The sequence below is a fragment of the Achromobacter sp. ISS7 genome (genome assembly GCF_056523125.1).
The window spans coordinates 5,049,855-5,072,972 of record NZ_JAWRZD010000001.1; the positions used below are offsets into that span (position 1 = coordinate 5,049,855).

Annotated in this window: 21 protein-coding genes; 9 read left to right on the top strand and 12 right to left on the bottom strand. The window is 68.0% G+C overall.

Annotated elements, in window-relative coordinates; translation table 11 throughout:
• Positions 1-98: 98 nt before the first annotated feature.
• Entirely contained in the window at positions 99-1,607 is a 1,509-nt protein-coding gene (gene ilvA, locus AC1HFW_RS22940) for a threonine ammonia-lyase, biosynthetic (protein WP_006391790.1), read from the bottom strand.
• A gap of 175 nt (positions 1,608-1,782) precedes the next feature.
• Here ilvA and AC1HFW_RS22945 point away from each other — a divergent pair, with 175 nt between their 5' ends.
• The 3 genes from AC1HFW_RS22945 (at position 1,783) to AC1HFW_RS22955 (ending at position 8,445) form a co-directional block, all read left to right on the top strand.
• On the top strand, positions 1,783-2,307 hold the full coding sequence (locus AC1HFW_RS22945; protein ID WP_006391789.1) for a YqaA family protein: 525 nt from the start codon (positions 1,783-1,785) through the stop codon (positions 2,305-2,307).
• A gap of 132 nt (positions 2,308-2,439) precedes the next feature.
• Entirely contained in the window at positions 2,440-6,399 is a 3,960-nt protein-coding gene (locus AC1HFW_RS22950; protein ID WP_479285293.1) for a DUF3683 domain-containing protein, read from the top strand.
• Between the two features lie 174 nt (positions 6,400-6,573).
• The gene (locus AC1HFW_RS22955) at positions 6,574-8,445 is read left to right on the top strand and encodes a DUF3857 domain-containing transglutaminase family protein (protein WP_035359672.1); all 1,872 of its coding nucleotides are present in this window, start codon (positions 6,574-6,576) and stop codon (positions 8,443-8,445) included.
• A 75-nt stretch (positions 8,446-8,520) separates the two neighbouring features.
• Here AC1HFW_RS22955 and AC1HFW_RS22960 read toward each other — a convergent pair whose 3' ends face one another.
• Both AC1HFW_RS22960 and AC1HFW_RS22965 read right to left on the bottom strand, forming a co-directional pair.
• Positions 8,521-9,489 (bottom strand): Bug family tripartite tricarboxylate transporter substrate binding protein, encoded by a 969-nt coding sequence (locus tag AC1HFW_RS22960; protein WP_006391786.1) that lies wholly within the window; start codon positions 9,487-9,489, stop codon positions 8,521-8,523.
• A gap of 85 nt (positions 9,490-9,574) precedes the next feature.
• Positions 9,575-10,294: a YggS family pyridoxal phosphate-dependent enzyme gene (locus AC1HFW_RS22965; RefSeq protein ID WP_006391785.1), complete on the bottom strand. Its 720-nt coding sequence runs from the start codon at positions 10,292-10,294 to the stop codon at positions 9,575-9,577.
• Positions 10,295-10,507: 213 nt separating this feature from the next.
• Between AC1HFW_RS22965 and AC1HFW_RS22970 the strand changes: the two genes are divergently transcribed.
• A complete protein-coding gene (locus tag AC1HFW_RS22970; protein ID WP_116522267.1) occupies positions 10,508-11,749 on the top strand; it encodes an aminotransferase-like domain-containing protein in 1,242 nt (413 codons plus the stop codon).
• A gap of 127 nt (positions 11,750-11,876) precedes the next feature.
• Positions 11,877-12,893 carry an amino acid ABC transporter substrate-binding protein gene (locus AC1HFW_RS22975; RefSeq protein ID WP_006391783.1) on the top strand — a complete coding sequence of 339 codons (1,017 nt, stop codon included), beginning with the start codon at positions 11,877-11,879 and terminating at the stop codon, positions 12,891-12,893.
• A 109-nt stretch (positions 12,894-13,002) separates the two neighbouring features.
• On the opposite strand, the gene AC1HFW_RS22980 is transcribed toward AC1HFW_RS22975, so the two are convergent.
• From AC1HFW_RS22980 to dprA, 3 genes are all read right to left on the bottom strand, one after another.
• Positions 13,003-13,476, bottom strand: a complete 474-nt coding sequence (locus AC1HFW_RS22980) for a hypothetical protein (RefSeq protein ID WP_479285294.1) — start codon at positions 13,474-13,476, stop codon at positions 13,003-13,005.
• A 96-nt stretch (positions 13,477-13,572) separates the two neighbouring features.
• On the bottom strand, positions 13,573-14,481 hold the full coding sequence (locus tag AC1HFW_RS22985; RefSeq protein ID WP_006389909.1) for a hydroxymethylglutaryl-CoA lyase: 909 nt from the start codon (positions 14,479-14,481) through the stop codon (positions 13,573-13,575).
• A 150-nt stretch (positions 14,482-14,631) separates the two neighbouring features.
• Positions 14,632-15,747 carry a DNA-processing protein DprA gene (dprA, locus tag AC1HFW_RS22990; protein WP_479285295.1) on the bottom strand — a complete coding sequence of 372 codons (1,116 nt, stop codon included), beginning with the start codon at positions 15,745-15,747 and terminating at the stop codon, positions 14,632-14,634.
• A gap of 251 nt (positions 15,748-15,998) precedes the next feature.
• Here dprA and def point away from each other — a divergent pair, with 251 nt between their 5' ends.
• A complete protein-coding gene (gene def / locus AC1HFW_RS22995) occupies positions 15,999-16,511 on the top strand; it encodes a peptide deformylase (RefSeq protein WP_006391779.1) in 513 nt (170 codons plus the stop codon).
• A gap of 40 nt (positions 16,512-16,551) precedes the next feature.
• The gene (fmt, locus tag AC1HFW_RS23000) at positions 16,552-17,493 is read left to right on the top strand and encodes a methionyl-tRNA formyltransferase (protein ID WP_479285296.1); all 942 of its coding nucleotides are present in this window, start codon (positions 16,552-16,554) and stop codon (positions 17,491-17,493) included.
• A gap of 57 nt (positions 17,494-17,550) precedes the next feature.
• On the opposite strand, the gene AC1HFW_RS23005 is transcribed toward fmt, so the two are convergent.
• Genes AC1HFW_RS23005 through AC1HFW_RS23020 form a run of 4 tightly spaced genes read right to left on the bottom strand, consistent with a single transcriptional unit; the run spans position 17,551 to position 19,927 of the window.
• Positions 17,551-18,066, bottom strand: coding sequence for a class IV adenylate cyclase (locus AC1HFW_RS23005; RefSeq protein WP_006391777.1), 516 nt, complete (start codon positions 18,064-18,066; stop codon positions 17,551-17,553).
• 26 nt (positions 18,067-18,092) lie between these two features.
• Positions 18,093-18,719: an HAD hydrolase-like protein gene (locus AC1HFW_RS23010; RefSeq protein ID WP_479285297.1), complete on the bottom strand. Its 627-nt coding sequence runs from the start codon at positions 18,717-18,719 to the stop codon at positions 18,093-18,095.
• Between the two features lie 20 nt (positions 18,720-18,739).
• Positions 18,740-19,300, bottom strand: coding sequence for a hypothetical protein (locus AC1HFW_RS23015; protein ID WP_479285298.1), 561 nt, complete (start codon positions 19,298-19,300; stop codon positions 18,740-18,742).
• A gap of 24 nt (positions 19,301-19,324) precedes the next feature.
• Complete coding sequence (locus AC1HFW_RS23020; protein ID WP_006391774.1) at positions 19,325-19,927, bottom strand: LOG family protein; 603 nt, start codon at positions 19,925-19,927, stop codon at positions 19,325-19,327.
• 228 nt (positions 19,928-20,155) lie between these two features.
• On the opposite strand from AC1HFW_RS23020, the gene AC1HFW_RS23025 reads away from it, so the two are divergent.
• A complete protein-coding gene (locus AC1HFW_RS23025; protein ID WP_479285299.1) occupies positions 20,156-20,716 on the top strand; it encodes a ferritin-like domain-containing protein in 561 nt (186 codons plus the stop codon).
• A gap of 99 nt (positions 20,717-20,815) precedes the next feature.
• On the opposite strand, the gene AC1HFW_RS23030 is transcribed toward AC1HFW_RS23025, so the two are convergent.
• The gene (locus tag AC1HFW_RS23030) at positions 20,816-21,202 is read right to left on the bottom strand and encodes a winged helix-turn-helix transcriptional regulator (protein ID WP_479285300.1); all 387 of its coding nucleotides are present in this window, start codon (positions 21,200-21,202) and stop codon (positions 20,816-20,818) included.
• A gap of 95 nt (positions 21,203-21,297) precedes the next feature.
• Between AC1HFW_RS23030 and AC1HFW_RS23035 the strand changes: the two genes are divergently transcribed.
• Positions 21,298-21,615, top strand: coding sequence for a DMT family transporter (locus AC1HFW_RS23035; RefSeq protein WP_006389925.1), 318 nt, complete (start codon positions 21,298-21,300; stop codon positions 21,613-21,615).
• 38 nt (positions 21,616-21,653) lie between these two features.
• Here the strand turns inward: AC1HFW_RS23035 and rimO are convergent, their stop codons facing one another.
• On the bottom strand, positions 21,654-22,970 hold the full coding sequence (rimO, locus tag AC1HFW_RS23040; RefSeq protein ID WP_006391770.1) for a 30S ribosomal protein S12 methylthiotransferase RimO: 1,317 nt from the start codon (positions 22,968-22,970) through the stop codon (positions 21,654-21,656).
• Positions 22,971-23,118 lie beyond the last annotated feature (148 nt).

Genomic DNA, 23,118 nt, shown 5'->3' on the forward strand with positions numbered 1-23,118 from the left:
GCCGAGTGACAGCGAACCCCCCCTTCAGGTTGCGGCCGGGCCAGTCCTGAGCAGAGAAGGGAAGGGCCTCCATGCGGAGGCCCTCTCGTTTTCCGGGCTTACAGGAACAGCTTGTAGGCCGGGTTGTCGGTCTCGTTCCAGTGCGGGTAGCCCAGCTCCGCCACGAAGCCGCGGAATTGCTTCTTGTCCGCCGCCGGCACCTGGATGCCGATCAGGATGCGGCCGTAGTCGGCGCCCTGGTTGCGGTAGTGGAACAGGCTGATGTTCCAGTCCGGGTTCATCGCGTTCAGGAAACGCATCAGCGCGCCCGGGCGTTCCGGGAATTCAAAGCGGTACAGCAATTCGTCGCGCGCCTGCGCGGACCGGCCGCCGACCATGTGGCGCAAGTGGGTCTTGGCCATTTCGTCGTGCGTCAGGTCGAGCGTATCGAAGCCATGGCGGCGGAAGTGGCTGGCGATCTTGTCGGGTTCGGCCGGCGACGACACCTGCAGGCCGACGAACACGTGGGCGCGGTCCGAATCGGAAATGCGGTAGTTGAACTCGGTGACGCTGCGCTCGCCGACCAGTTCGCAGAAGCGGCGGAAGCTGCCGCGCTGTTCCGGCATGGTGACGGCGAAGACGGCTTCGCGCATTTCACCGACCTCGGCGCGTTCGGCCACGAAGCGCAGGCGGTCGAAGTTCATGTTGGCGCCGCAGGCGATGGCGACCAGCGTCTTGTCCTTGAGCTTGTGTTCGGCGGCGTATTGCTTGGCGCCGGCCACGGCCATGGCGCCGGCTGGTTCCAGCACGCTGCGGGTGTCCTGGAACACGTCCTTGATGGCGGCGCAGATCGAGTCGGTGTCCACCACCACGAAATCATCGACGTACTTGCGCGTGAGCTTGAAGGTCTCGGCGCCCACCAGCTTGACGGCGGTGCCGTCCGAGAATAGGCCGACGTCGTTCAACTGCACCCGGCGGCCGGCGCGCACGCTGCGCAGCATGGCGTCGGAATCCTCTGTCTGCACGCCGATGATCTTGATCTCGGGGCGCAGTTGCTTGATGTAGGCGGCCACGCCGGCGATCAGGCCGCCGCCGCCGATGGCCACGAAGATGGCGTCGATCGGGCCGGGGTGCTGGCGCAGGATCTCCATGCCCACCGTGCCCTGGCCGGCGATCACGTCGGGATCGTCGAAGGGGTGCACGAAAGTCAGTTTCTCTTTCTTTTCCAGCGTTTGCGCGTGGGCGTAGGCGTCCGAGAAACTCTCGCCGGCCAGCACCACTTCGCCGCCCAGCCGGCGCACCGCGTCGATCTTGACCTGCGGGCTGGTGGTGGGCATGACGATGACCGCGCGGCAGCCGAGCCGGGACGCGGCCAGCGCCACGCCCTGGGCGTGGTTGCCGGCCGAGGCCGCGATCACGCCGCGGTTGCGCGCCGCCGGCGTGAGGTTGGCCATCTTGTTGTACGCCCCGCGCAGCTTGAAGCTGAATACCGCCTGGGTGTCCTCGCGCTTGAGCAGGATCGTGTTCGCCATGCGCTGCGACAGCAGGGGCGCGGCTTCGAGCGGCGATTCGACCGCGACGTCGTAGACCTTGGAGGTCAGGATGCGTTTCAGATAATCGGTGGACATGGACTGCGCTTGGGGTAGGGGCGGAAAAATGGAGCGCCAGGCTCGCGGGCCCGATGGCGTGAGCGGGATTATTGCAGGGAAAACCGTGCCGCCCGACGGTTTTCCGCCGGTTTCGTCATGGATCGGACGGGACGGACCGGGCGCGGACCCGCGCGCGGCTACACTCGTCGGCATCATGGAAGAAAGCCTGCTATCCGCCATCCATTGGCTGCTCAACCTGTTGGCCCTGCCCTCGGTGGGCCTGCCCGCCATCTTCATCGTTTCGCTGATTTCGGCCACCTTGCTGCCGCTTGGCTCCGAGCCGGCGGTGTTCGGCTACATCAAGCTGTCGCCCGACATGTTCTGGCCCGCCATCCTGGTGGCCACCGCCGGCAACACCATCGGCGGCGCCATCAGCTACGCCATGGGCCTGGGCGCGGAAAAGGCCTTCCAGCGCTGGAAGGAGCATCATCCCCACGCGGCGCAGGAGCATCGCATGCGCGGGCGCTGGAACGAGCGGGCCCACGCCTGGATCCATCGCCTGGGGCCGCCGGCCCTGCTGCTGTCCTGGCTGCCCGGGGTGGGCGACCCGCTGTGCGCCGTGGCGGGCTGGCTGCGGCTGCCGTTCTGGCCCTGCGTGGCCTATATGGCCATCGGCAAGTTCCTGCGCTACCTGGCCATGACGGCCAGCCTGCTGTGGCTGTTCCCGGGGCAGGTCTAGCGCTGACGCCTTGCTTAATAAGGGACGCATTGCGGCAAGATTTTGCGGCTTTTGAGCATTTCCCTGGGGGTATTCGGGGGCAGTTCCGGCCAATGGCATAAAATAATTTTTTAAGGGCCCCCTCTTGCCGCCATGAACGCCCCACTCGCCAGCCACATCTTGAACGGGGCGACGCCGCCCGCAGCACCCGCGCGACTGCGCGAAATCCCCTACAACTACACGTCGTTCTCCGATCGCGAGATCGTCGGCCGGCTGCTGGGCGATGACGCCTGGAGCCTGCTGACCGACCTGCGCGGCGAACGCCGCACCGGGCGCTCCGCCCGCATGCTGTACGAGGTGCTGGGCGACATCTGGGTGGTGCGCCGCAACCCGTACCTGCAGGACGACCTGCTGGACAACCCCAAGCGCCGCAAGCAGCTGATCGATGCGCTGCACCATCGGCTGGGCGAGATCGACCGCCGCCGCGAACCCGGCGCGCCGGCCGAGGTCGGCCACGATCCGCATCGCGATGAGAAAGTGCTGGGCCTGCTGGGCCGGGCGCGTTCGGCCATTGCCGCGTTCGAGGGCGAGTTCGACCAGACCGCCATGCTGCGCAAGCAGGCGCAGAAGGTGCTGGGCCGCATCACCGCGCGCGACAACATCAAGTTCGACGGCCTGTCGCGCGTATCGCACGTGACCGACGCCACCGACTGGCGCGTGGAGTACCCGTTCGTGGTGCTGACGCCGGACACGGAAGACGAGATCGCCGCGCTGGTCACCGCCTGTATCGAGCTGGGCCTGACCATCGTGCCGCGCGGCGGCGGCACCGGCTATACCGGCGGCGCGATTCCGCTGACCTGGAAGTCGGCCGTCATCAACACCGAGAAATTCGACAAGCTGGGCAAGGTCGAGTCCTGTATCCTGCCTGGGCTCACCGAGCCCGTGGCCGTCATCCATGCCGGCGCCGGCGTGGTGACCAAGCGGGTGTCGGAAGCGGCCGAGGCGGCCGGTTTCGTGTTCGCCGTGGACCCGACCTCGGCCGAGGCCTCGTGTGTGGGCGGCAACATCGCCATGAACGCCGGCGGCAAGAAGGCCGTGCTGTGGGGCACCGCGCTCGACAACCTGGCCTGGTGGCGCATGGTCGACCCGGACGGCAACTGGCTCGAAGTGACGCGCCTGGCGCACAACATGGGCAAGATCCACGACGTGGACGTGGCCCGCTTCGAGCTCAAGTGGTTCGATGGCCGCGGCAAGCCGGGCGAGCGCCTGCTCAAGACCGAGACCCTGGAAATCGCCGGCCGCGTGTTCCGCAAGGAAGGCCTGGGCAAGGACGTCACCGACAAGTTCCTGGCCGGCCTGCCCGGCATCCAGAAGGAAGGCTGCGACGGCCTGATCACGTCGGCGCGCTGGGTGCTGCACCGCATGCCCAAGCACACGCGCACGGTCTGCATGGAATTCTTCGGCCAGGCGCGCGACGCGATTCCGTCGATCGTCGAGGTCAAGGGCTACCTGGACGGCGAGGGCCGCGCCCGCGGCGCCATCCTGGCCGGCCTGGAGCACCTGGACGAACGCTACCTGCGCGCGGTCGGCTACGCCACCAAGAGCAAGCGCGGTTCGCTGCCCAAGATGGTGCTGATCGGCGACATCGTCGGCGACGACGAGGACGCGGTGGCCGCGGCCGCCAGCGAAGTGGTGCGCCTGGCCAACACCCGCCACGGCGAAGGCTTCGTCGCGGTGAGCGCCGAGGCCCGCAAGAAATTCTGGCTCGACCGCTCGCGTACCGCCGCGATCGCGCGCCACACCAACGCCTTCAAGATCAACGAAGACGTGGTGATTCCGCTGCCGCGCATGGGCGAGTACACCGACCATATCGAGCGCATCAACATCGAGCTGTCGACCCGCAACAAGCTGCGCCTGCTGGGCGCGCTGGACGACTACCTCTGTACGCCGCTGCCGGTCGGCAAGGCGGAAGACGCCGCCGACGACGAGACCCGCGCCGAGGTGCTGGCCGAGCGCACGCGCCAGGCCATCGAGCTGCTGGCCGCCGCGCGCCAGCGCTGGCAATGGCTGCTGGACAACCTGGACCTGCCGCTGGCCGAAGCCATGCCGCAGCTGGACGGGCTGGGCCTGTCGCACGTCAGCGCCGCGCTGGCCGAGCGCCTGGCGGCGCAGCCGCGGGCGCGCGTGTTCGACGTGGTGCAGGACCGCACCATCCGCGTGTCGTGGAAGACCGAAGTGCTGGCCGGCCTGCAGGCCGCGTTCTCGGGCGCGGCGCGCAAGCCGATCCTGGACGAGCTGGTCGCGATCCACGGCCGCGTGCTCAAGAGCCGCGTGTTCGTGGCGCTGCACATGCACGCCGGCGACGGCAACGTGCACACCAACATCCCGGTCAACTCGGACGACTACGGCATGCTGCAGGAGGCCCACCAGGCCGTCGAGCGCATCATGCAGATCGCCCGCGACCTGGACGGCGTGATCTCGGGCGAGCACGGCATCGGCCTGACCAAGTACGAGTTCCTGACGGAAGCCGAGCTGGCGCCGTTCCAGGACTACAAGCGCCGCGTCGACCCCAATGGCCACTTCAACGCCGGCAAGCTGATGCCCGGCGCCGACCTGCGCCATGCCTGGACGCCCAGCTTCAACCTGATGGGCCACGAGTCGCTGATCATGCAGCAGAGCGACATCGGCGCCATCTCGGACTCGATCAAGGACTGCCTGCGCTGCGGCAAGTGCAAGCCGGTGTGCGCCACCCACGTGCCGCGCGCCAACCTGCTGTATTCGCCGCGCAACAAGATCCTGGCGACCTCGCTGCTGGTCGAGGCCTTCCTGTACGAAGAGCAGACCCGCCGCGGCGTCAGCCTGAAGCACTGGGAAGAATTCGAGGACGTGGCCGACCACTGCACCGTCTGCCACAAGTGCTACAACCCCTGTCCGGTCGACATCGACTTCGGCGACGTGTCGATGAACATGCGCGCCGTGCTGCGCCGCATGGGCCGCAAGTCGTTCAATCCGGGCACGGCCAGCGCCATGTTCTTCCTGAACGCCAAGGACCCGGCCACCATCAACGCCACCCGCAAGGCGATGGTGGGGGTGGGCTACAAGGTGCAGCGCGCCGCGCATGACCTGCTGTCGGGCCTGGTGAAGAAGCAGACCTCGGCGCCGCCGGCCACGGTCGGCAAGCCGCCGCTGCGCGAGCAGGTGGTGCACTTCGTCAACAAGAAGATGCCGGGCGGGCTGCCCAAGCAGGCCGCGCGCAAGCTGCTGGACATCGAGGACGCGAACTACGTGCCGATCATCCGCGACCCGAAGGCCACCACGGCCGACACGGAAGCGGTGTTCTATTTCCCGGGCTGCGGTTCGGAACGCCTGTTCTCGCAGGTCGGCCTGGCCACCCAGGCGATGCTGTGGCATGCCGGCGTGCAGACCGTGCTGCCGCCGGGCTACCTGTGCTGCGGCTATCCGCAGCGCGGCAACGGCATGACCGACAAGGCCGAGCAGATCATCACCGACAACCGGGTGCTGTTCCACCGCGTCGCCAACACGCTCAACTACCTGGACATCAAGACCGTGGTGGTCAGCTGCGGCACCTGCTACGACCAGCTGGCCGGCTACGAGTTCGAGAAGATCTTCCCGGGCTGCCGCCTGATCGACATCCACGAATACCTGCTGGAAAAGGGCATCAAGCTCGAGGGCGCCAAGGGCGTGCGCTACATGTACCACGACCCCTGCCACACGCCGATGAAGCTGCAGGATCCGATGAAGACCGTGCGTTCGCTGGTGGGCGACGACGCCGTCAAGAGCGACCGCTGCTGCGGCGAGTCGGGCACGCTGGCGGTCAGCCGGCCGGACATTTCGACCCAGGTGCGCTTCCGCAAGCAGGAAGAGCTGCTCAAGGGCGACGCCGCGTTGCGCACGGATGGCTTCACGGGTGACGTCAAGGTGCTGACCTCGTGCCCGTCGTGCCTGCAGGGCCTGTCGCGCTACCAGGGCGACACCGGCATGGACGCCGACTACATCGTGGTCGAGATGGCGCGCCACATCCTGGGCGAAGGCTGGATGGAAGATTATGTGCGCCGCGCCAACGCGGGCGGCATCGAGCGCGTGCTGGTGTAGCGCGCCGCCGGCCGATGGCCGGATTGCCGCGTCTCGCAACGCCCGGCGGATTCGCCGGGCGTTTTGTTTTTCGGGCAATGGCTGTGGCACGCCGTGGGCATGCGTGACTTGTGCTGCTATTTCATTGCAAATAACATTGCGTCTCAATTGTAATGTGAGGTGTCAGCAGTTTCCATGCCCGTTTTCCCCCGAACCCCGCTCCTCGCCGCCGTCCTCGCGACCATGGCCAGCCTGCCCGCCCAGGGCGCCCTGCAACCCGTCGCCGAAGCGCCGCTGTCTGGCGACACCGAATTCCACTGCCGCTTCGGCCAGGACAACAGTACCGAGTGCGTCAGCACGTACCGCTACACCATCCTGACGCTGGCCGGACGCGAGCTGGTCTCGCGCATCGACCGCAGTTATGCCGAGAACGACAGCGTCGAGGTCGAGCGCGCCGAGCTGATCCAGCCCGGCGAAAAGCCGGTGCCGCTGGCCGCCGACCAGATCGACACCCGCATGGCGCCGAATCCGGACCAGGGTTTCCTGCGCGACAAGCAGACCTCGCTGGCCTTTCCCAACCTGCGGGTGGGCAGCACCATCGTCTACACGCTGCGCGAGCGTTATGCCGGCATCCCGTCGGCGACGCAATTCCACTATGTGCTGGGCTTGCAGCCGCGGGCGGTGCGCCAGGAGCGCTTCCGCGCCGAGTTCAGCGCCGACCGCCCCATGGTCTGGCGCACCGAGGCGATGGACGCCTACCGCGTCGAGGCCTCGCCCGACGCGCGGCGCATTACGGTGGAACTGAAGGCCACGCCGTACTACTACGCCTACGTCAACGAGTCGGACAAGGGATACCTGCGCCAGTCGCCGCGCCTGGAGATCGCCAGTTCGGCCGCGCTGCAGGACCACTTCGGTCCGTTCGCGGCGCGCTACAACGCCATCCTGGCGGCCGCGCTGCCCGATGGCGCGGCCAAGGCCGTCGCGGCGCAGCAGGGCAAGACGCCGGCGCAGGCCGTGGCCGGCCTGATGCGCCACATCCACGAACGCTATCGCTACCTGGGCGACTGGCGCAGCAGCGAACGCGGGCAGATCCCGTTCGCGTTGGACGAGATCGAACGGCGTGGCTACGGCGACTGCAAGGACCTGTCGGTGCTGCTGACCGCCATGCTGCGCGCGGCCGGCATCGCCGCCGAACCCGCGCTGGTGACGCGCGGCACCGTGGCGCCGTCGGTGTTGCTGCCGGGTCTGTCGGCGCCCAACCACGCTATCGTGCGCGCCCAGGTGCAGGGCGAGACCTGGTGGCTGGACCCGACCAATCCGGTGTTCGTGCCGGGCTTCACCATGCCCGACATCCAGCAGCGCTGGGCCTTCGTCATGGACGGCCAGGGCAATGTGCGGCGCGAGGACATCCCGCTGGAACGCCCCGCGGCCAGCGTCGTGGTGACGCGCCATGAGCAATTCGGCGACGACGGACAGGCCAAGGTGCGCGCCTCGGTCGAGGTCGCGCGCATGGTGGCGGCGGAAATCAGCGCGGGCGACCAGCAGAACGGCGCGACGGCCATGGACCAGGCGCTGTGCCGCGGCTTCGCCGCAGAGAACCGCGACTGCCAGCTGCGCCGCGCCGCCAGCGATTTCGTGGTGCCGGCGGCCTACCGCATCGACGCCACGCTGGTGGACCTGCGGGCGCTGGAACGGGTCGGCCGCCAGCAGGTCTACACGCACACCGAACTGAGCGATGACTGGGAGTTCTTCGCGCGTTACCGCCAAGCGGGCCAGTTGGCCGACATCTACCTCGGCACGCCGGAAACCACGTCCTATGACGTGACGCTGGCCGGCGGCAAGGTCGACGCGGCGCCGCTGCATTGCCAGGTGCGTTCGCCGTGGATCGACGTGGACCTGGACGGCAAGCCGTCCAAGTCGGGCTACCAGTACCGCTACCGCAGCGCCAGGAAGGTCAGCTGGTTCAGCCATGACGAGATCGGCTCGGAGGCTTTCGGGCAGGCGATCGCGCAGGGCCGGCAATGCGTCGAGGCATTGCGCATGGTGGTGACGCTGCCGCGCAAGTGAGCGCCGGAGCGAACCTCGCCACCCAAGAAAAAACGCGGCCGCAAGGCCGCGTTTTTCATATCAGCCAGGTCGCGCTCATTCGAGCTTGATGTTGGCCTTTTTGATGACTTCCGCCCAGGCGGTGCGTTCCTTGTCGGCATAGGCCTTGAATTCCTGCGCCGACAGCGGCATGGGGATGACGCCCATGTCCAGCATCTTCTGCGACACGGCGGGCGACTTCAGCGCGGCGTCGAGTTCGGCGGACAGCTTCTTGACCACCGGCTCGGGCAGGCCGCCGGGGGCGACCAGGCCTTGCCAGGCGTAGGCGGTGAAGTCCGACACCCCTTGCTCGGCCATCGTGGGCGTGTCCGGCAGCACGGCGACGCGCTCGGGCGTGGCCGCGGCCAGCACGCGCAGCTTGCCGGCCTTGACGTTGGGCAGGCCCGCGGCCAGGTCGATGAACATCACGTCCACCTGTCCGCCCAGCAGATCCTGGATGGCGGGCGCCGCGCCCTTGTAGGGCACGTGCAGCAGGTTGGCGCCGGTGCGCTGCTTGAACAGCTCCAGCGCCAGGTGGTGCGGCGAACCGGCGCCGGCCGAGGCGGCGGTCAGCTTGCCGGGTTCCTTCTTGGCGGCCTGGATCACGTCGTCGACCGTCTTGTAGGGCGAGTTGACGTTGACCGCCAGCAGCAGCGGGAACTTGGCGATGCCGCCGATGTAGGTGAACTTGGACGGATCGTAGGCCAGCTTGGCGTACAGCGTGGGGTTGTACGCCAGCGTGCCGGAGTCGGCGGTGCCGATGACGTAGCCGCTGGGTTCGGCCTGCGAGATCGCGGTGGCGCCGATGATGGTGGCGGCGCCGGGGCGGTTCTCGACCACGATGGTCTGGCCGAGCGGCTTCTCGATGCCGCTGGCGACGGTGCGCGCGACCACGTCGGCGCCGCCGCCGGCCGGGTAGGGCACGATCCAGCGGATGGGTTGGGTGGGCCAGGATTGGGCCGTGGCCGCGGTGGCGGCCAGCGACAGGGCGGCAAGCGCCAACAGGCGCCGGGCGTGTTTGTGCATGGGGTGTCTCCTCGTTTTTTTGCGAGGGTATTATGCCCCGGCCGCCCGGCAATGTGCGCTCGTTTGCGGCCCCGGAATCAGCGGCTTATTGCGGATCGGGGTAGCTGCGGGCGCCGAAGATGGCGGTGCCGATGCGCACTTCGGTCGAGCCTTCCTCGATCGCCAGCTCGAAATCGCCGCTCATGCCCATGGACAGGCGCTCCAGCGACACCCCGGCGATGCCTTCCTGGCGCAGGCGGTCGCGCAGCTCGCGCAGGCCGCGGAAGCAGGCGCGCACTTCGAGCGGATCGGGCGAATTGGCCGCCATCGTCATCAGGCCCTGTACCCGCAGGGTGGGGAAGTCCGCCGTGACGCGGCGCAGGAACGCCGCCACGTCGTCGGGGGCCATGCCGTACTTGCTGGGTTCGCTGGAGGTCTTGACCTGCACCAGCACGTCCAGGGTCCGGCCCTCATTGACCAGGCGGCGGTGCAGGGCCTCGGCCAGGTCGAGCCGGTCGAGCGACTGCAGCTCGGTGGCGTCGCGCGCCGCGTCCTTGGCCTTGTTGGTCTGCAAGTGGCCGATCAGGACCCATTGCAGGCCCTGGCCCGCCAGCGCGGCCGCCTTCTGGCGTAGTTCCTGGGTCTTGTTCTCGCCGAAACGGGTCAGGCCCAGGGCCATGGCCTCGCGCACGGCATCCACCTCGAACGTCTTGCTGACGGGCAGCAGCGTCACGCTGTCCGGCGTCCGGCCGGCGCGTTCGCAGGCCTGGGCGATGCGTTGCCGGATCCGGGCCAGGCGGCTGGCCATGGTGTCTACATCGGTCATGCGGGTCTCTTGGGAACGGAATGTCCCATAGTGTAGGACGCGCGTGCACCGTTTCGCCACACCGGGCCGCGGGCAGGAAGCGTCTTCGTTGACCCTGTCTGAGTGGCAGGCTTAGAATTTGTCGATATTTGTTTAGATTTCAATGTTCTAAACCCGCCGGCGCCGTCCCTGCATGGCGCGGGTCCTTCCTTTCTCCTCGTCGTCCCTTCCGCCATGTCCAGCGCCGCGCCCGAGTACGCTTTTGCCACGCCTTTCCTGAATCCCCCCGCTTCCCCGATCCGCTCGCTGATGCCCTACGCGATGCGCCCCGGCACCATCTCGCTGGCGGGCGGCTATCCCGCGCAGGAGCTGTTCGACGTGGACGGCCTGACGATCGCGTCGACCCAGGTGCTGGCGCGCCTGGGCGCCTGCCTGCAGTACTCCAACATCGACGGCCAGGCCAGCCTGCGCAACGAACTGGCGCGCCTGTCGGCGGCGCGCGGCCTGCACTGCAATCCGGACACCGAACTGGCCGTCACCGGCGGTTCGCAGCAGGCCATGGCCTTGCTCAGCCGCGTGATGCTGCAGCCCGGCGACCACGCCATCATCGAATCGCCGGCCTTTCCCAATTCCGTGCAGGCGCTGCGCTACACCGGCGCCACCGTGCACACCGTGCCGTCCGGTCCGGACGGCGTCGACATCGACGCGCTGGACGAACTGGCCGCGCGCATCAAGCCCAAGATCGTCTGCGTGGTGGCCTCGTTCTCCAATCCCTGTGGCGCCACCATCTCGCGCCAGCGCCGTCTGCGGCTGCTGGAACTGGCGGTCAAGCACCGCTTCCTGATCGTCGAGGACGATCCTTACAGCGAACTGCGCTTTGCCGGCGAAGCGGTGCCGCCCATCATGGCGCTGGCCGAGGGCGAGGCCCGCAACTGGGCCGTGTACCTGGCCAGCATGTCCAAGACCATGGCGCCGGCGCTGCGCATCGGCTGGCTGGTGGCCCCGCCCGAGATCCGCCGCCGCTGCGTCGGCGCCAAGGCCGCCGACGACATGGCCTCGTCCGCCTGGATCCAGGAAGTGGTGGCCCAATACCTGGCCAACGGCCGCTACGAAGAACACGTGCCGCGCATCCGCGCCGCCTATGGCCTGCGTTGCGACGCCATGGCCGAAGGCCTGACGCGCGAGCTCGACGGCCGCATCACGTTCAGCAAGCCCGAGGGCGGCATGTTCTTCTGGGCGCGCCTGACCGGCGACGTCGATGCCACCCGCCTGCTGCCGTACGCGATCGAGCACGAAGTGGTCTATGTGCCTGGCAAGGCGTTCTACGCCGACGCGGCCAAGGCCGACCTGCACGCCATGCGCATGTCGTTCGCCACCATGAACGAAAGCCAGATCGCGCAGGGCATGCAGCGGCTCAGCCGCGCGCTGGACGCCTGCGAGGCCAACCAGCCGGTGTCGATTTCGCTGGCGGCGTGATATACCCAAATAAGCGCTTGTTATTTGGCGCGGGCGCTTCATGCCGATAAGCTTCTCGCCTCGGCGCGCTTGCGCGCCCCGCTACAACAGGGCGCCTGCGCGTCCCGGTACAACAGGAAAACAAGTCATGAACATTGCAAAAGGGTTGGCGGGCGCGGCGTTGTTGTTTGCCGCGGCACAAGGGGCACAGGCCGCGACGCTGGACGTCGTGCGCCAGCGCGGGGCGGTCACCTGCGGCACCACCACGGGTTTTGCGGGCTTCTCCGCGCCCGACGCGCAGGGCAAGTGGCAGGGGCTGGACGTGGACCTGTGCCGCGCCATCGCCGCGGCCGTGTTCGGCGACGCCGACAAGATCAAGGTCGTTCCGCTGAACTCGCAGCAACGCTTCACCGCGCTGCAGTCCGGCGAAGTCGACGTGCTGACCCGCAACACCACCGTGACGCAGCAGCGCGACACCGCGCTGGGCATCATCCACGCGGGCATCAACTTCTACGACGGCCAGGGCTTCCTGGTGCCCAAGTCGCTGGGCGTCAAGAGCGCCAAGGAAATCAACGGCGCGACCATCTGCCTGCAGACCGGCACCTCCAACGAGAACACGCTGGCCGACTGGGCGCGCGCCAACAAGGTCACCTACAAGCCGGTGGTGATCGAGACCTTCAACGAAGTGGTCAACGCCTTTGCCGCGGGCCGCTGCGACGTGTTCTCGACCGACGCCTCGGGCCTGGCCTCGATCCGCATCTCCAAGCTGCAGAAGCCCGACGACTACGTGGTGCTGCCCGAGATCATCTCGAAGGAGCCGCTGGGTCCGTTCGTGCGCCAGGGCGACGACGCCTGGCTGAACATCGTGCGCTGGTCGCTGTCGGCCATGATCGAGGCCGAGGAATACGGCGTGACCTCCAAGAACGTCGACGAGCAGGCCAAGAGCGACAACCCCAACATCAAGCGCATCCTGGGCGTGACGCCCGGCGGCGGCGCCAACCTGGGGCTGGACGAGAAGTGGGCCTACAACATCGTCAAGCAGGTGGGCAACTACGGCGAGAGCTTCGAGCGCAACGTCGGCGAGGGCAGCCCGCTGAAGATCAAGCGCGGCCTGAATGCGCAATGGACGCAGGGCGGCCTGATGTACGCGCTGCCGATCCGCTGAGCGGGGCGTGATCCGGCGCACCGGTCGGATCCGCCAATGAAAAACCGATGCCGCGGCATCGGTTTTTTTATTGGGCGCGCATGGCGTCGCGGGCCTTCTGCCCGGGCCGTCAGCGGCGCCGGTACACCTGCGCGATCTGGCTGAAGGCGGCGCGCAGCTCGCGCGTGCCGCCCTGGAAGATCACGGGCCGGCCGCGGTGCGTGAACACCACCAGCCGCTTGGAAAAGATCATCGGCACGAAGCGCGCTTCGCGCACGTCTTCCCAGGCCACCTCGCGGCGCGAGAACCAGGTCTGGCGCAAGCCGCGCTCGTCGATGGTGGTGATGGACGTCTGCATGTGCCAGGACACGAACAGCAGTCCGATGAAGCACAGTCCCACCACCAGCGCCATCGAGCTTTCGAGCGGCTGGCCCGGCGCGCGGATGGCGGTGGTGACCACCTGCACGCCCAGCACCGCCAGGATCACCCAGGTCAGGATGCGCACCCAATCGGGCCATGCCTGCCCCGACAGGGGCAGCGGGCCGATGGCGCGAAGCAGGGCGGCGTGTTCCTCGGGCGAGGGGGGCGGGACGGGGGACGTCATGCGGCTGCGGAGTTCCGGTAGCGTTGCGGAAAGACTTGCGCCGGTCGACCCGGGCGCTCACGCGAAACGCGCGCAGCCATTCTACGGCGTTTCGCGTCAGGCGGCCCGCTTGGCGGCAATGGCGTTGCCGGCCCGGCTGGAGCCCTTGCGATTGAGGTTGGCCGACATCCACTGGCCGATGTCCACCACCGCGTCGAAATCGACGCCGGTGTCGATATCCAGGCCGCGCAGCATGTACAGCACGTCTTCGGTCGCGACGTTGCCGGTCGCGCCCTTGGCGTAGGGGCAGCCGCCCAGGCCGGCCACCGAGGCGTGGAAGATCGAGATGCCGGTCTCCAGCGACGCCAGGATGTTGGCCAGCGCCTGGCCGTAGGTGTCATGGAAATGGCCCGAGACGCGCGCCGGATCGACCACGCGGGTGACCGCGGCCATCACGTCGCGCACGCGCTGCGGCGTGCCCACGCCGATGGTGTCGGCCACGTCGATCTCGTCGACCTGCATGGCCAGGTAGCGCTGGGCCACGTCGACCACGGATTCGATCGGCACTTCGCCCTGGTAGGGACAGCCCAGCGCGCAGCTGATGCTGCCGCGCACGCGGATGCCGGCTTCGCGGGCGGCCTGCACCACGGGTTCGAAGCGCGCGATGGATTCGGCGATCGAGCAGTTGATGTTCTTTTGCGAGAAGGCCTCGCTGGCCGCGCCGAAGATGACGATCTCGTCCGCGCCGGCGGCCAGCGCGCCCTCGAAGCCCTTCATGTTGGGCGTGAGCACCGAATAGATCGTGCCCGGGCGACGCTGGATGCGCGCCATGACGTCGGCGCCGTCGGCCATCTGCGGCACCCACTTGGGCGACACGAACGAGGCCGCCTCGACGTTGGGAAAACCGGCGGCCGCGAGGCGGTCGATCAGTTCCACCTTGATGTCGGTGGGGACGAATTCCTTTTCATTCTGCAGACCGTCGCGGGGCGAAACCTCGACGATCTTGACGCGTGTGGGCAATGCCATGTCTCTTCCTGTATCGGTATCGGGGGCGGCCGCGGCGGCGGCTCGGCGCCAACGCCAATATTAGCGCCATCGCATCCGGCCCCGCTCGCCGCCGGGCCGAGGGCTGTCCGGGCGCTGGCCGGCCCCGGGATTGGCCCCTTGGGCGGTCCCTTATTTCAGGCGTTGGAAGCGGCCGTCGTCCAGGCGCGCCACGCGCGCGGCTAGTTCCAGTTCCAGTAATTGCGCCTGCAGGTCGGCGGTATCCAGGCCGCAGCGGGCCTGGATCGCGTCCAGGTGCAGCGGGTCGAAGCCCAGCGCCTCCAGCACCGGATGCGGGGCGGCTTCCTTGGGCGCGGCTTCCTCGGCCGGGCGGGCGCCGGGCCGCGGGCCGCCGCCCAGTTCGTCGGTGATGTCGGCCGCGGTTTCCACCAGCTTGGCGCCCTGGCGGATCAGCGCATGGCAACCGCGCGACAGCGGCGAGTGGATCGAGCCGGGAATGGCGAACACCTCGCGCCCGCTTTCGCCCGCCAGCCGCGCGGTGATGAGCGAGCCGCTCTGTTTCGCGGCCTCGACCACCAGCACGCCGCGCGCCAGTCCGGCCACGATGCGGTTGCGCTTGGGAAAGTGCTGCGGCAGGGCGCCGGTCCCCATCGGCAATTCGGACACCAGCGCGCCGTGCGCGGCGATGCGATGCGCCAGGTCGCGATGCCGCGCCGGGTAGATGCGGTCGATGCCGGTGCCCATCACCGCGACCGTGCCGGCGCCGCCGGGGCCGGCGTCCAGCGCGCCCTCATGGGCCGCCGCGTCGATACCCAGCGCCAGCCCGCTGACCACGCGCCAGCCATTGCCGGCCAGGTAGCGGGCGAAGGCGCGGGCGTTTTCCTGGCCGCCTGGCGTGGCGTTGCGCGCGCCCACGACCGCCAGCGCCGGCCCCTGCAGATAGGCCGGGTCGCCGTTCACGTAGAGCAGGATGGGCGGGTCGGCGATGGTGAGCAGGCTTTGCGGATAGGTGGGATCGGCCAGCGTCAGGATGTGGTGGCCGGGCGCCTCGACCCACTGCAGCGCGCTGTCGACCTGCGCGGCCATCTCGGCCGGCATGGGTGCGGCCAGCTGGCGGGCCAGCGCGTCCGGCAGCTGGCGCGCCAGGGCCGAGGCGCGCTGCGCGTAGATCTGTTCCGGCAGGCCCAGCGCGCCCAGCAGGGTGCAGGCGGTGGCCGAGCCGATACCGGGCTGCAGGGACAGACGCAACCAGGCGGACAATTCAGCGGGGGTGTGGGTGAGCGGCATGGCAACGGCGCCGGCGGACCGGCGCGGGGAATACGGGTGGGCGGGCGTTCGGGGGCGCCGATCGTTCGAGAGTGTCGCACGGCCGCGGCGGAGGTCCCGCCAAAGGGGACCGATTGGTCCCGGCCGGATGGCCTGGTGAATCGGGGGCGGGTGGAGCCGGATAATCCCCGGGTTAGCCGAAAACTATTAGAAATCAAAAATCTAATGAATTAAACTGTTGGTCAGGCACTATTACCGACGATTCCTTTTCAATGGCATTACTCCCTATTCTTCGCTACCCGGATCCGCGCTTGCACAAGAAGGCCAAGCCGGTCGCCGAGGTCGATGACCGCATCCGCCAACTGGTGCGCGACATGGCCGACACCATGTACGACGCGCCGGGCGTGGGCCTGGCCGCGACGCAGGTCGACGTGCACGAGCGCGTGGTCGTCATCGACGTCTCCGAAGAAAGCAATCAGCTGCTGGTGCTGATCAATCCCGAGATCACCTGGCACAGCGACGATTACAAGATCTACGAGGAAGGCTGTCTGTCGGTCCCCGGCATCTACGACGAAGTCGAGCGCGCCTCGCGCATCCGCTGCAAGGCGCTGGACATCGACGGCAAGCCGTTCGAGTTCGAGGCCGACGGCCTCCTGGCCGTGTGCGTGCAGCACGAGCTTGACCACCTGGAAGGCAAGGTGTTCGTCGAATACCTGTCCAACCTGAAGCAGAACCGCATCAAGACCAAGCTGAAAAAGGCCGAGCGCGAAGCGCTGCGCGCCTGACGCCCGTTTCCTCGTTCCCTTCTTTCCGGTCCGCTTCCCCATGCGCCTAGTTTTCGCCGGCACGCCGGAATTCGCCCGTATCGCCTTCGACGCCCTGCGGGCTGCCGGCCACGATATCCCCCTGGTCATGACCCAGCCCGACCGTCCGGCCGGACGCGGGCTCAAGCTGACCCCGAGCCCGGTCAAGCAGGCCGCGCTCGACGCCGGCATCGAGGTCGCCCAGCCGCGCAGCCTGCGGCTGGACGGCCGCTATCCCGAGGAAGCCGCCGAGGCCCGCGCCCTGCTCGAGCGCATCGCGCCCGACGTGATGGTGGTCGCGGCCTATGGCCTGATCCTGCCGCAGTGGGTGCTGGACCTGCCGCGCCTGGGCTGCCTGAACATCCACGCCAGCCTGCTGCCGCGCTGGCGCGGCGCGGCGCCGATCCAGCGCGCCATCGAGGCGGGCGACGATCGCACCGGCGTCACCATCATGCAGATGGACGCGGGCCTGGATACCGGCGACATGCTGCTGGAACGCATCGTGCCGATCGGCGCCGACACCAATGCCGCGCAATTGCACGACGCGCTGGCGCTGGCCGGCGGCGAGGCGATCGTCGCGGCCCTGGCCGCGCTGGCCCAGGGCGGCCTGACGCCGACCCCGCAGCCCGAGGACGGCGTGACCTATGCCGCCAAGCTGGACAAGGCCGAGGCCGCGCTCGATTGCAGCCAGCCGGCCGAATTGCTGGCGCGCCGCGTGCGCGCCTTCAACCCGGTGCCGGGCGCCAGCGTTCGCCTGCCCGGCCTGGCCGATCCCGTGAAGGTGTGGCGTGCCCAGGCCTTGTCGCAGCCCGCCGCGGCCGCGCCCGGCAGCGTGCTGCGCGCGGATGCCGAAGGCATCGACATCGCGACCGGCGAGTGCGTGCTGCGCCTGCTGGAGTTGCAGAAGGCCGGCGGCAAGCGCCAGCCGGTGGACGTGTTCGTGCGGGGCTGGCAGCCGGCCTGAGGCCGGTCTTCGCCATTGCCGCCATGGGCCGGCCGCCGTGGGGCGGGCGGCCCGTTCTCAGGGGCGCTGGGCCAGCAGGTCCAGGTAGGCGCCCGATAACAGCTGGTCCGGCGCGATCTGCAGGCTGGCCAGCAGCTCATGGGCCTCGGCCATGCCGGCCTCGACGCTTTCGCCGTCGCGCAGCACCACTTCCAGTTCCACGAATTCCCCCAGTCCCTCGACCCGATCCAGGTGGATGCGGGTGCGGCCGGCCATGAACAGCAGGCGCTGCTTGCGCACGCGGCCAATCACACCGTAGGCCAGCCCCAGCGCGTCGCGCAGGGTGTCGGGCGAGGCGGTCGGCGAAATGACGTAGAAGCTTTCCTTGGGACCGGTGTCGTCGGCGCGGCGGTAGAAGATCAGTTCGCCCTTGCCATCGGCGAACACGCGCAGTTTGAGCCGGCCGTCGGGGCAGGCGAAAAAGGTGTCGTCCTGCGCGATGGCGACCGGCGCCTTGCCGGACAGCGCCGCGGCCAGCGATTCGACGGCCGCCAGGCTGGCGACCCTTGCCTTGATTTCGACGTTGCGGGCCATGGGCGTGTCCTTGTGGGGGCGCCGCGTCAGGCCAGCGCGGCGGGCAGTTCCGCGACCTGCATGAACAGTTCGTCGGGGCCGCGGTCGCGCAGCGCGTCGACGTGGTTGTAGCCCCAGGCCACCGATCCCACGCGCACGCCGGCCTTGCGGGCCGCGTCGATGTCGCGCATCTCGTCGCCCACCAGCAGGAAGCGTTCCGGCGGGGTGCCGTGGCGCTGCAGCAGGCGGTCGATCTTGGCGGCCTTGCCGAACAGGTCGGTGCCGCATTCATAGTCGTCGAACAGCGCGGCGGTGTCCGGTCCCAGCACGCGCTGCACGTTCTCCAGCGAATTCGAGCTGACCACCGCCAGCCGCAGCCCGCCCGCCTTCAGGCGGGCCAGCGCGTCGGGGATGCCGTCGAACAGGTGCACGCCGGGATCGATCTCCTGCATCAAGGTGCGCACGTGCGCCATGATGGCGGGCAGTTTCCACAGCGGGATGCCGAGAAACTTCAGGATCTCGCCGGCATCGCGGTGACGCAACTGGTCGCGCTCGGCGGCGTCGATCTTGCGAAAGCCGTACTTGTCGGCCACCGTGTTGAGGATGGAATTGAACCAGGGCATGGTGTCCGCCAGGGTTCCGTCGAAATCAAAAGCTGCGATGTCGTATTTCAAGAAAAAAATCCGATGCCGATCTACATGGGGTGAAGCAGATACTGCACCACCGGCGCCAGGTCTTCAAGCGGCGGGGCGCCCGCGACGACGCGCTGGGCGTTGGTCCAGGGGTAGTCCAGGGCCAGCAGCCAGCCGAACACCGCTTCGGTGTCGGCGGGCGGCAGCGTCACCATGGTCTCGATCGTAATGGTCAGGTGGGTGGCGCGGTACGGCTCCGGCTGGAAGGTCCAGGCGTAGCGGCCGCAGCCCACGCGCACATTGCCCGTGGCCTTTTCGGTCATGCCGACGATCCAGTCACAGGAATAATCGGACAGACGCGCATCGGCCTCGGGCCGCGCCAGGTAGAAGGTGTAGACGTTGTCGTAGGTCTGGCCGAACTTGCGCACCAAGGTGTCGGTGATCGCGGCCAGGCCGTGGGACTCGGGCGGAAACGCGATGGCCTGCGTGCGCAGCGCCATCTTCAGCACCGCTTGCGGCGCGAAGGCGCGCGCCATGTAATGTGGGCGGTTTTCGTCCTTGGCGTGGAAGTAATCGCGCAATATGGACTCGGTGCTGGCGGGAGACGACGAACCGGTGGTCATTGCGGGGCTTTCCTTGGGGGCGGGTTAGGGGGCGCGATGCTCGGGCTTGACCGGCTCGAACCACTTGGAAACGTTGGGCGGCTCGTAGATGGCGTAGCGGTCCAGCAGCGTCGCCGGGTCGCTTTCCACCACCAGCATGTCGCGGTGCTGGGGGCGCATGAAGGCTTCGTCGACGGCGTGGTCGACGAACTGCATCAGCGCGTCGTAGTAGCCGGCGATGTTGAGCAGGCCGCAGGGCTTCTGGTGCATGCTGAGCTGGGCCCAGGTCCAGACCTCGAAGAACTCCTCCAGCGTGCCGGCGCCGCCGGGCAGCGCGATGAAGCCGTCGGCCTTTTCCATCATCATGGCCTTGCGCTCGTGCATGTTCTGCACCAGGTGCAGTTCGGTCAGGCCGCGATGGGCCTGTTCCTTCTTCTGCAGCAATTCCGGGATCACGCCGATCACGCGGCCGCCGCCGGCCAGCACCTCGTTGGCGATCACGCCCATGATGCCGACGACCGAGCCGCCGTAGACCAGGCCGAGGTCGCGCTTGACCAGCTCACGGGCCAGCACGCGGGCCTGTTCCAGGTATTCGGGGCGCGCGCCGGGATTGGAGCCGCAATACACGCAGATGTTCTTCAGGGTCATATGAAGCTACTTATTGCCGGGCCCGTTACAGATTGCGTCACGGGCCGTCCGGGAAGCCGATAGTTTACGAGAAGCGCCGGACGGGTTTTTTCGGGGCGCGTGACGGCCGGATTCGGGGTCATGGGCAATGTTTGGACACAGCATCTTTTCGCATGGCCGGTAGACTGGGTTGTTCGGAACGACTGGAAGTCCAGCGTCGTATTGCCAACCCCACAAGGAGCTAACGATATGGAAAACACGACCCGTAACCACGACAAGGCGAGCCGCCCCTTCGACATGGATGTGAAGGCGATCCGCGCCAAGGCACGCCAGGACATCGAGTCCGGCGCCGTCACCGACACCTACCGCGCCGACCGCAAGACCGTGCTCAAGCTGCTGAACGAAGCGCTGGCCACCGAGATCGTCTGTGTGCTGCGCTACAAGCGCCACTTCTTCATGGCCCGCGGCCTGAACGCCGAGCCGGTGGCGGCGGAATTCGCCGAGCACGCCACCCAGGAACAGGATCACGCCGACAAGCTGGCCGAACGCATCGTGCAGCTGGGCGGCGAGCCCAACCTGTCGCCCAAGGGCCTGCTCGATCGCAGCCACTCCGAGTACATCGAGGGCGCCACGCTCGAGGAAATGATCAAGGAAAACCTGATCGCCGAGCGCATCGCCATCGACAGCTACCGGCAGATGATCGACTACATCGGCGAGCAGGACTCGACCACGCGCCGCCTGCTGGAAGAAATCCTGGCGGTCGAGGAAGAGCATGCCGACGATATGTCCGATTTCCTGGCCAAGCACTGAGAGATTGCGGGCCCGCGCCGGTCTTTACGGGACGCGGGTCCGCGGGTAGCGCCGGCCTGTCGCCAGGCCGGCTTGCCATGGCCTGCCCGCGGCCGGCGTTCACGCCCGGCGCGCGGCGGCCGCATCGTGGCGGCGCGCCGCCGCGTCCAGCTGCGCGTGGTGCCTTTCGGCCCAGCGGTCCAGCGCCACCAGGGCCACGTTCAGCGATGTTCCCAGGTCGGTCAGGTGATAGCGCACGTGCGGCGGCACGGTGCGCATGTCCTCGCGCCGCACCAGCCCGTGGCGCTCCAGGTCGCGCAGCGTCTGCGTCATCATCTTCTGTGAAATGCCATCGAGCTTGCGCAGCAGTTCGCTGTTGCGCAGCGGACCGCGCGCCAGCGCGGGCAGCACCAGCGGCACCCACTTGCCCGAGATGAGTTCGAGCGCGCGGCGCGACGGACAGGCGGCGTCGAAGACGTCGCCCGGGGAAGCGGAGGAGACAGCCATGGTGAGCCCTTCATGGTTACCAAAAGGTGCGTACTTGTGCCTGGGTAACTATAGGCCCTAAGCTGGCCGCATTCCAATATCGAAGGGAGGCCGCGATGGCCTGGTGGATCCTGTTGGCCGCGAGCGCGGTGGAGATCGTGATGGCGCTGGCGTTGAAATACGCGGACGGCTGGACGCGCTTCTGGCCCAGCGCCATCGGCATCGCCGCGGCACTGGGCAGCATCTTCCTGCTGACGCTGGCGATGCGGCACCTGCCGGCCGGCACCGCCTACGCGGTCTGGACCGGCATCGGTTCCGTGGGCATCACGGTGCTGGGGATCGTGCTGTTCGGGGATTCGCCGTCCGTCGCGCGCCTGGCGTGCATCGCGCTGATCGTGGGCGGCGTGGCGGGACTGAAACTGCTGGAAGCCTGAAGGCAGCCGGCGGCGGATGCCGCCGGCGCGCATGACGCTCAGACCGTCTCGGCCCAGAGGTCGTATTCGTCGGAATCGGTGACGCGCACGCGCACCATGTCACCGGCCTTGAGCGTGCGGTCCGAGCTGACGTAGACGCAACCGTCGATTTCTGGCGCGTCGCCGGCGCTGCGGCCCACGGCGCCGTCTTCGTCCACTTCGTCGATCAGCACGTCGATCTCGCGGCCGACCTTGCGCGCCAGGCGCGCGGTGGAAATCGACTGCTGCAGTTCCATGAAGCGTTCCCAGCGTTCCTGCTTGACCTCGTCCGGCACCGGATTGTCGAGCAGGTTGGCGGGTGCGCCTTCCACCGGCGAATACTGGAAACAGCCGACGCGGTCGAGCTGGGCTTCCTGCATCCAGTCCAGCAGGTACTGGAAGTCTTCCTCGGTCTCGCCGGGGAAGCCGACAATGAAGGTCGAGCGGATGGTCAGGTCAGGGCAGATCTCGCGCCATTTCTTGATGCGCGCCAGCGTCTTGTCCTCGAACGCCGGACGCTTCATGGCCTTGAGGATGCGCGGGCTGGCGTGCTGGAACGGGATGTCCAGGTAGGGCAGGATCTTGCCCTCGGCCATCAGCGGAATCACTTCGTCCACGTGCGGGTACGGGTAGACGTAGTGCAGGCGCGTCCAGACGCCCATTTCGGACAAGGCCGTACAGAGCTCGGTCATGCGGGTGCGCACCGGGCGGCCGTTCCAGAAGCCGCTGCGGTACTTGACGTCGACGCCGTAGGCGCTGGTGTCCTGCGAGATCACCAGCAGTTCCTTGACGCCGGCCTTGACCAGGCGCTCGGCCTCGCTGAGCACGTCGCCCACCGGGCGGCTGACCAGGTCGCCGCGCATCGACGGGATGATGCAGAAGCTGCAGCGGTGGTTGCAGCCTTCCGAGATCTTCAGGTAGGCGTAGTGGCGCGGGGTCAGCTTGACGCCCTGCGGCGGCACCAGGTCCAGGTAGGGGTTGTGGTCTTTCCTGGGCGGCGCGGCATTGTGGACGGCGCGCACCACTTCCTCGTACTGCTGCGGACCGGTCACGGCCAGCACGCTGGGGTGCACGTTGCGGATCACCGATTCCTCGACGCCCATGCAGCCGGTGACGATGACCTTGCCGTTCTCGGCCAGCGCCTCGCCGATGGCTTCCAGCGACTCGGCCTTGGCGCTGTCGATGAAACCACAGGTGTTGACCACCACGACGTCGGCGTCGTTGTACTCGGGCGTGACTTGATACCCTTCGGTGCGCAGTTGGGTCAGGATGCGTTCGGAGTCGACCAGGGCTTTGGGACAGCCCAGGCTGACGAAGCCGACTTTGGGGGAAGACATGGAATACCTCGGTGGGCGCGAGCCGGCGCCAATGATCAAATACTGCGCAATTTTAGCGCGGCAGGGCGGGGGGCCGTTATTTTAGCGGGTTGCCGGGGCGGCGGCCGGCTGCTGTGCGTCCCCAATATTCGGGACCGGGCCGTGGCGA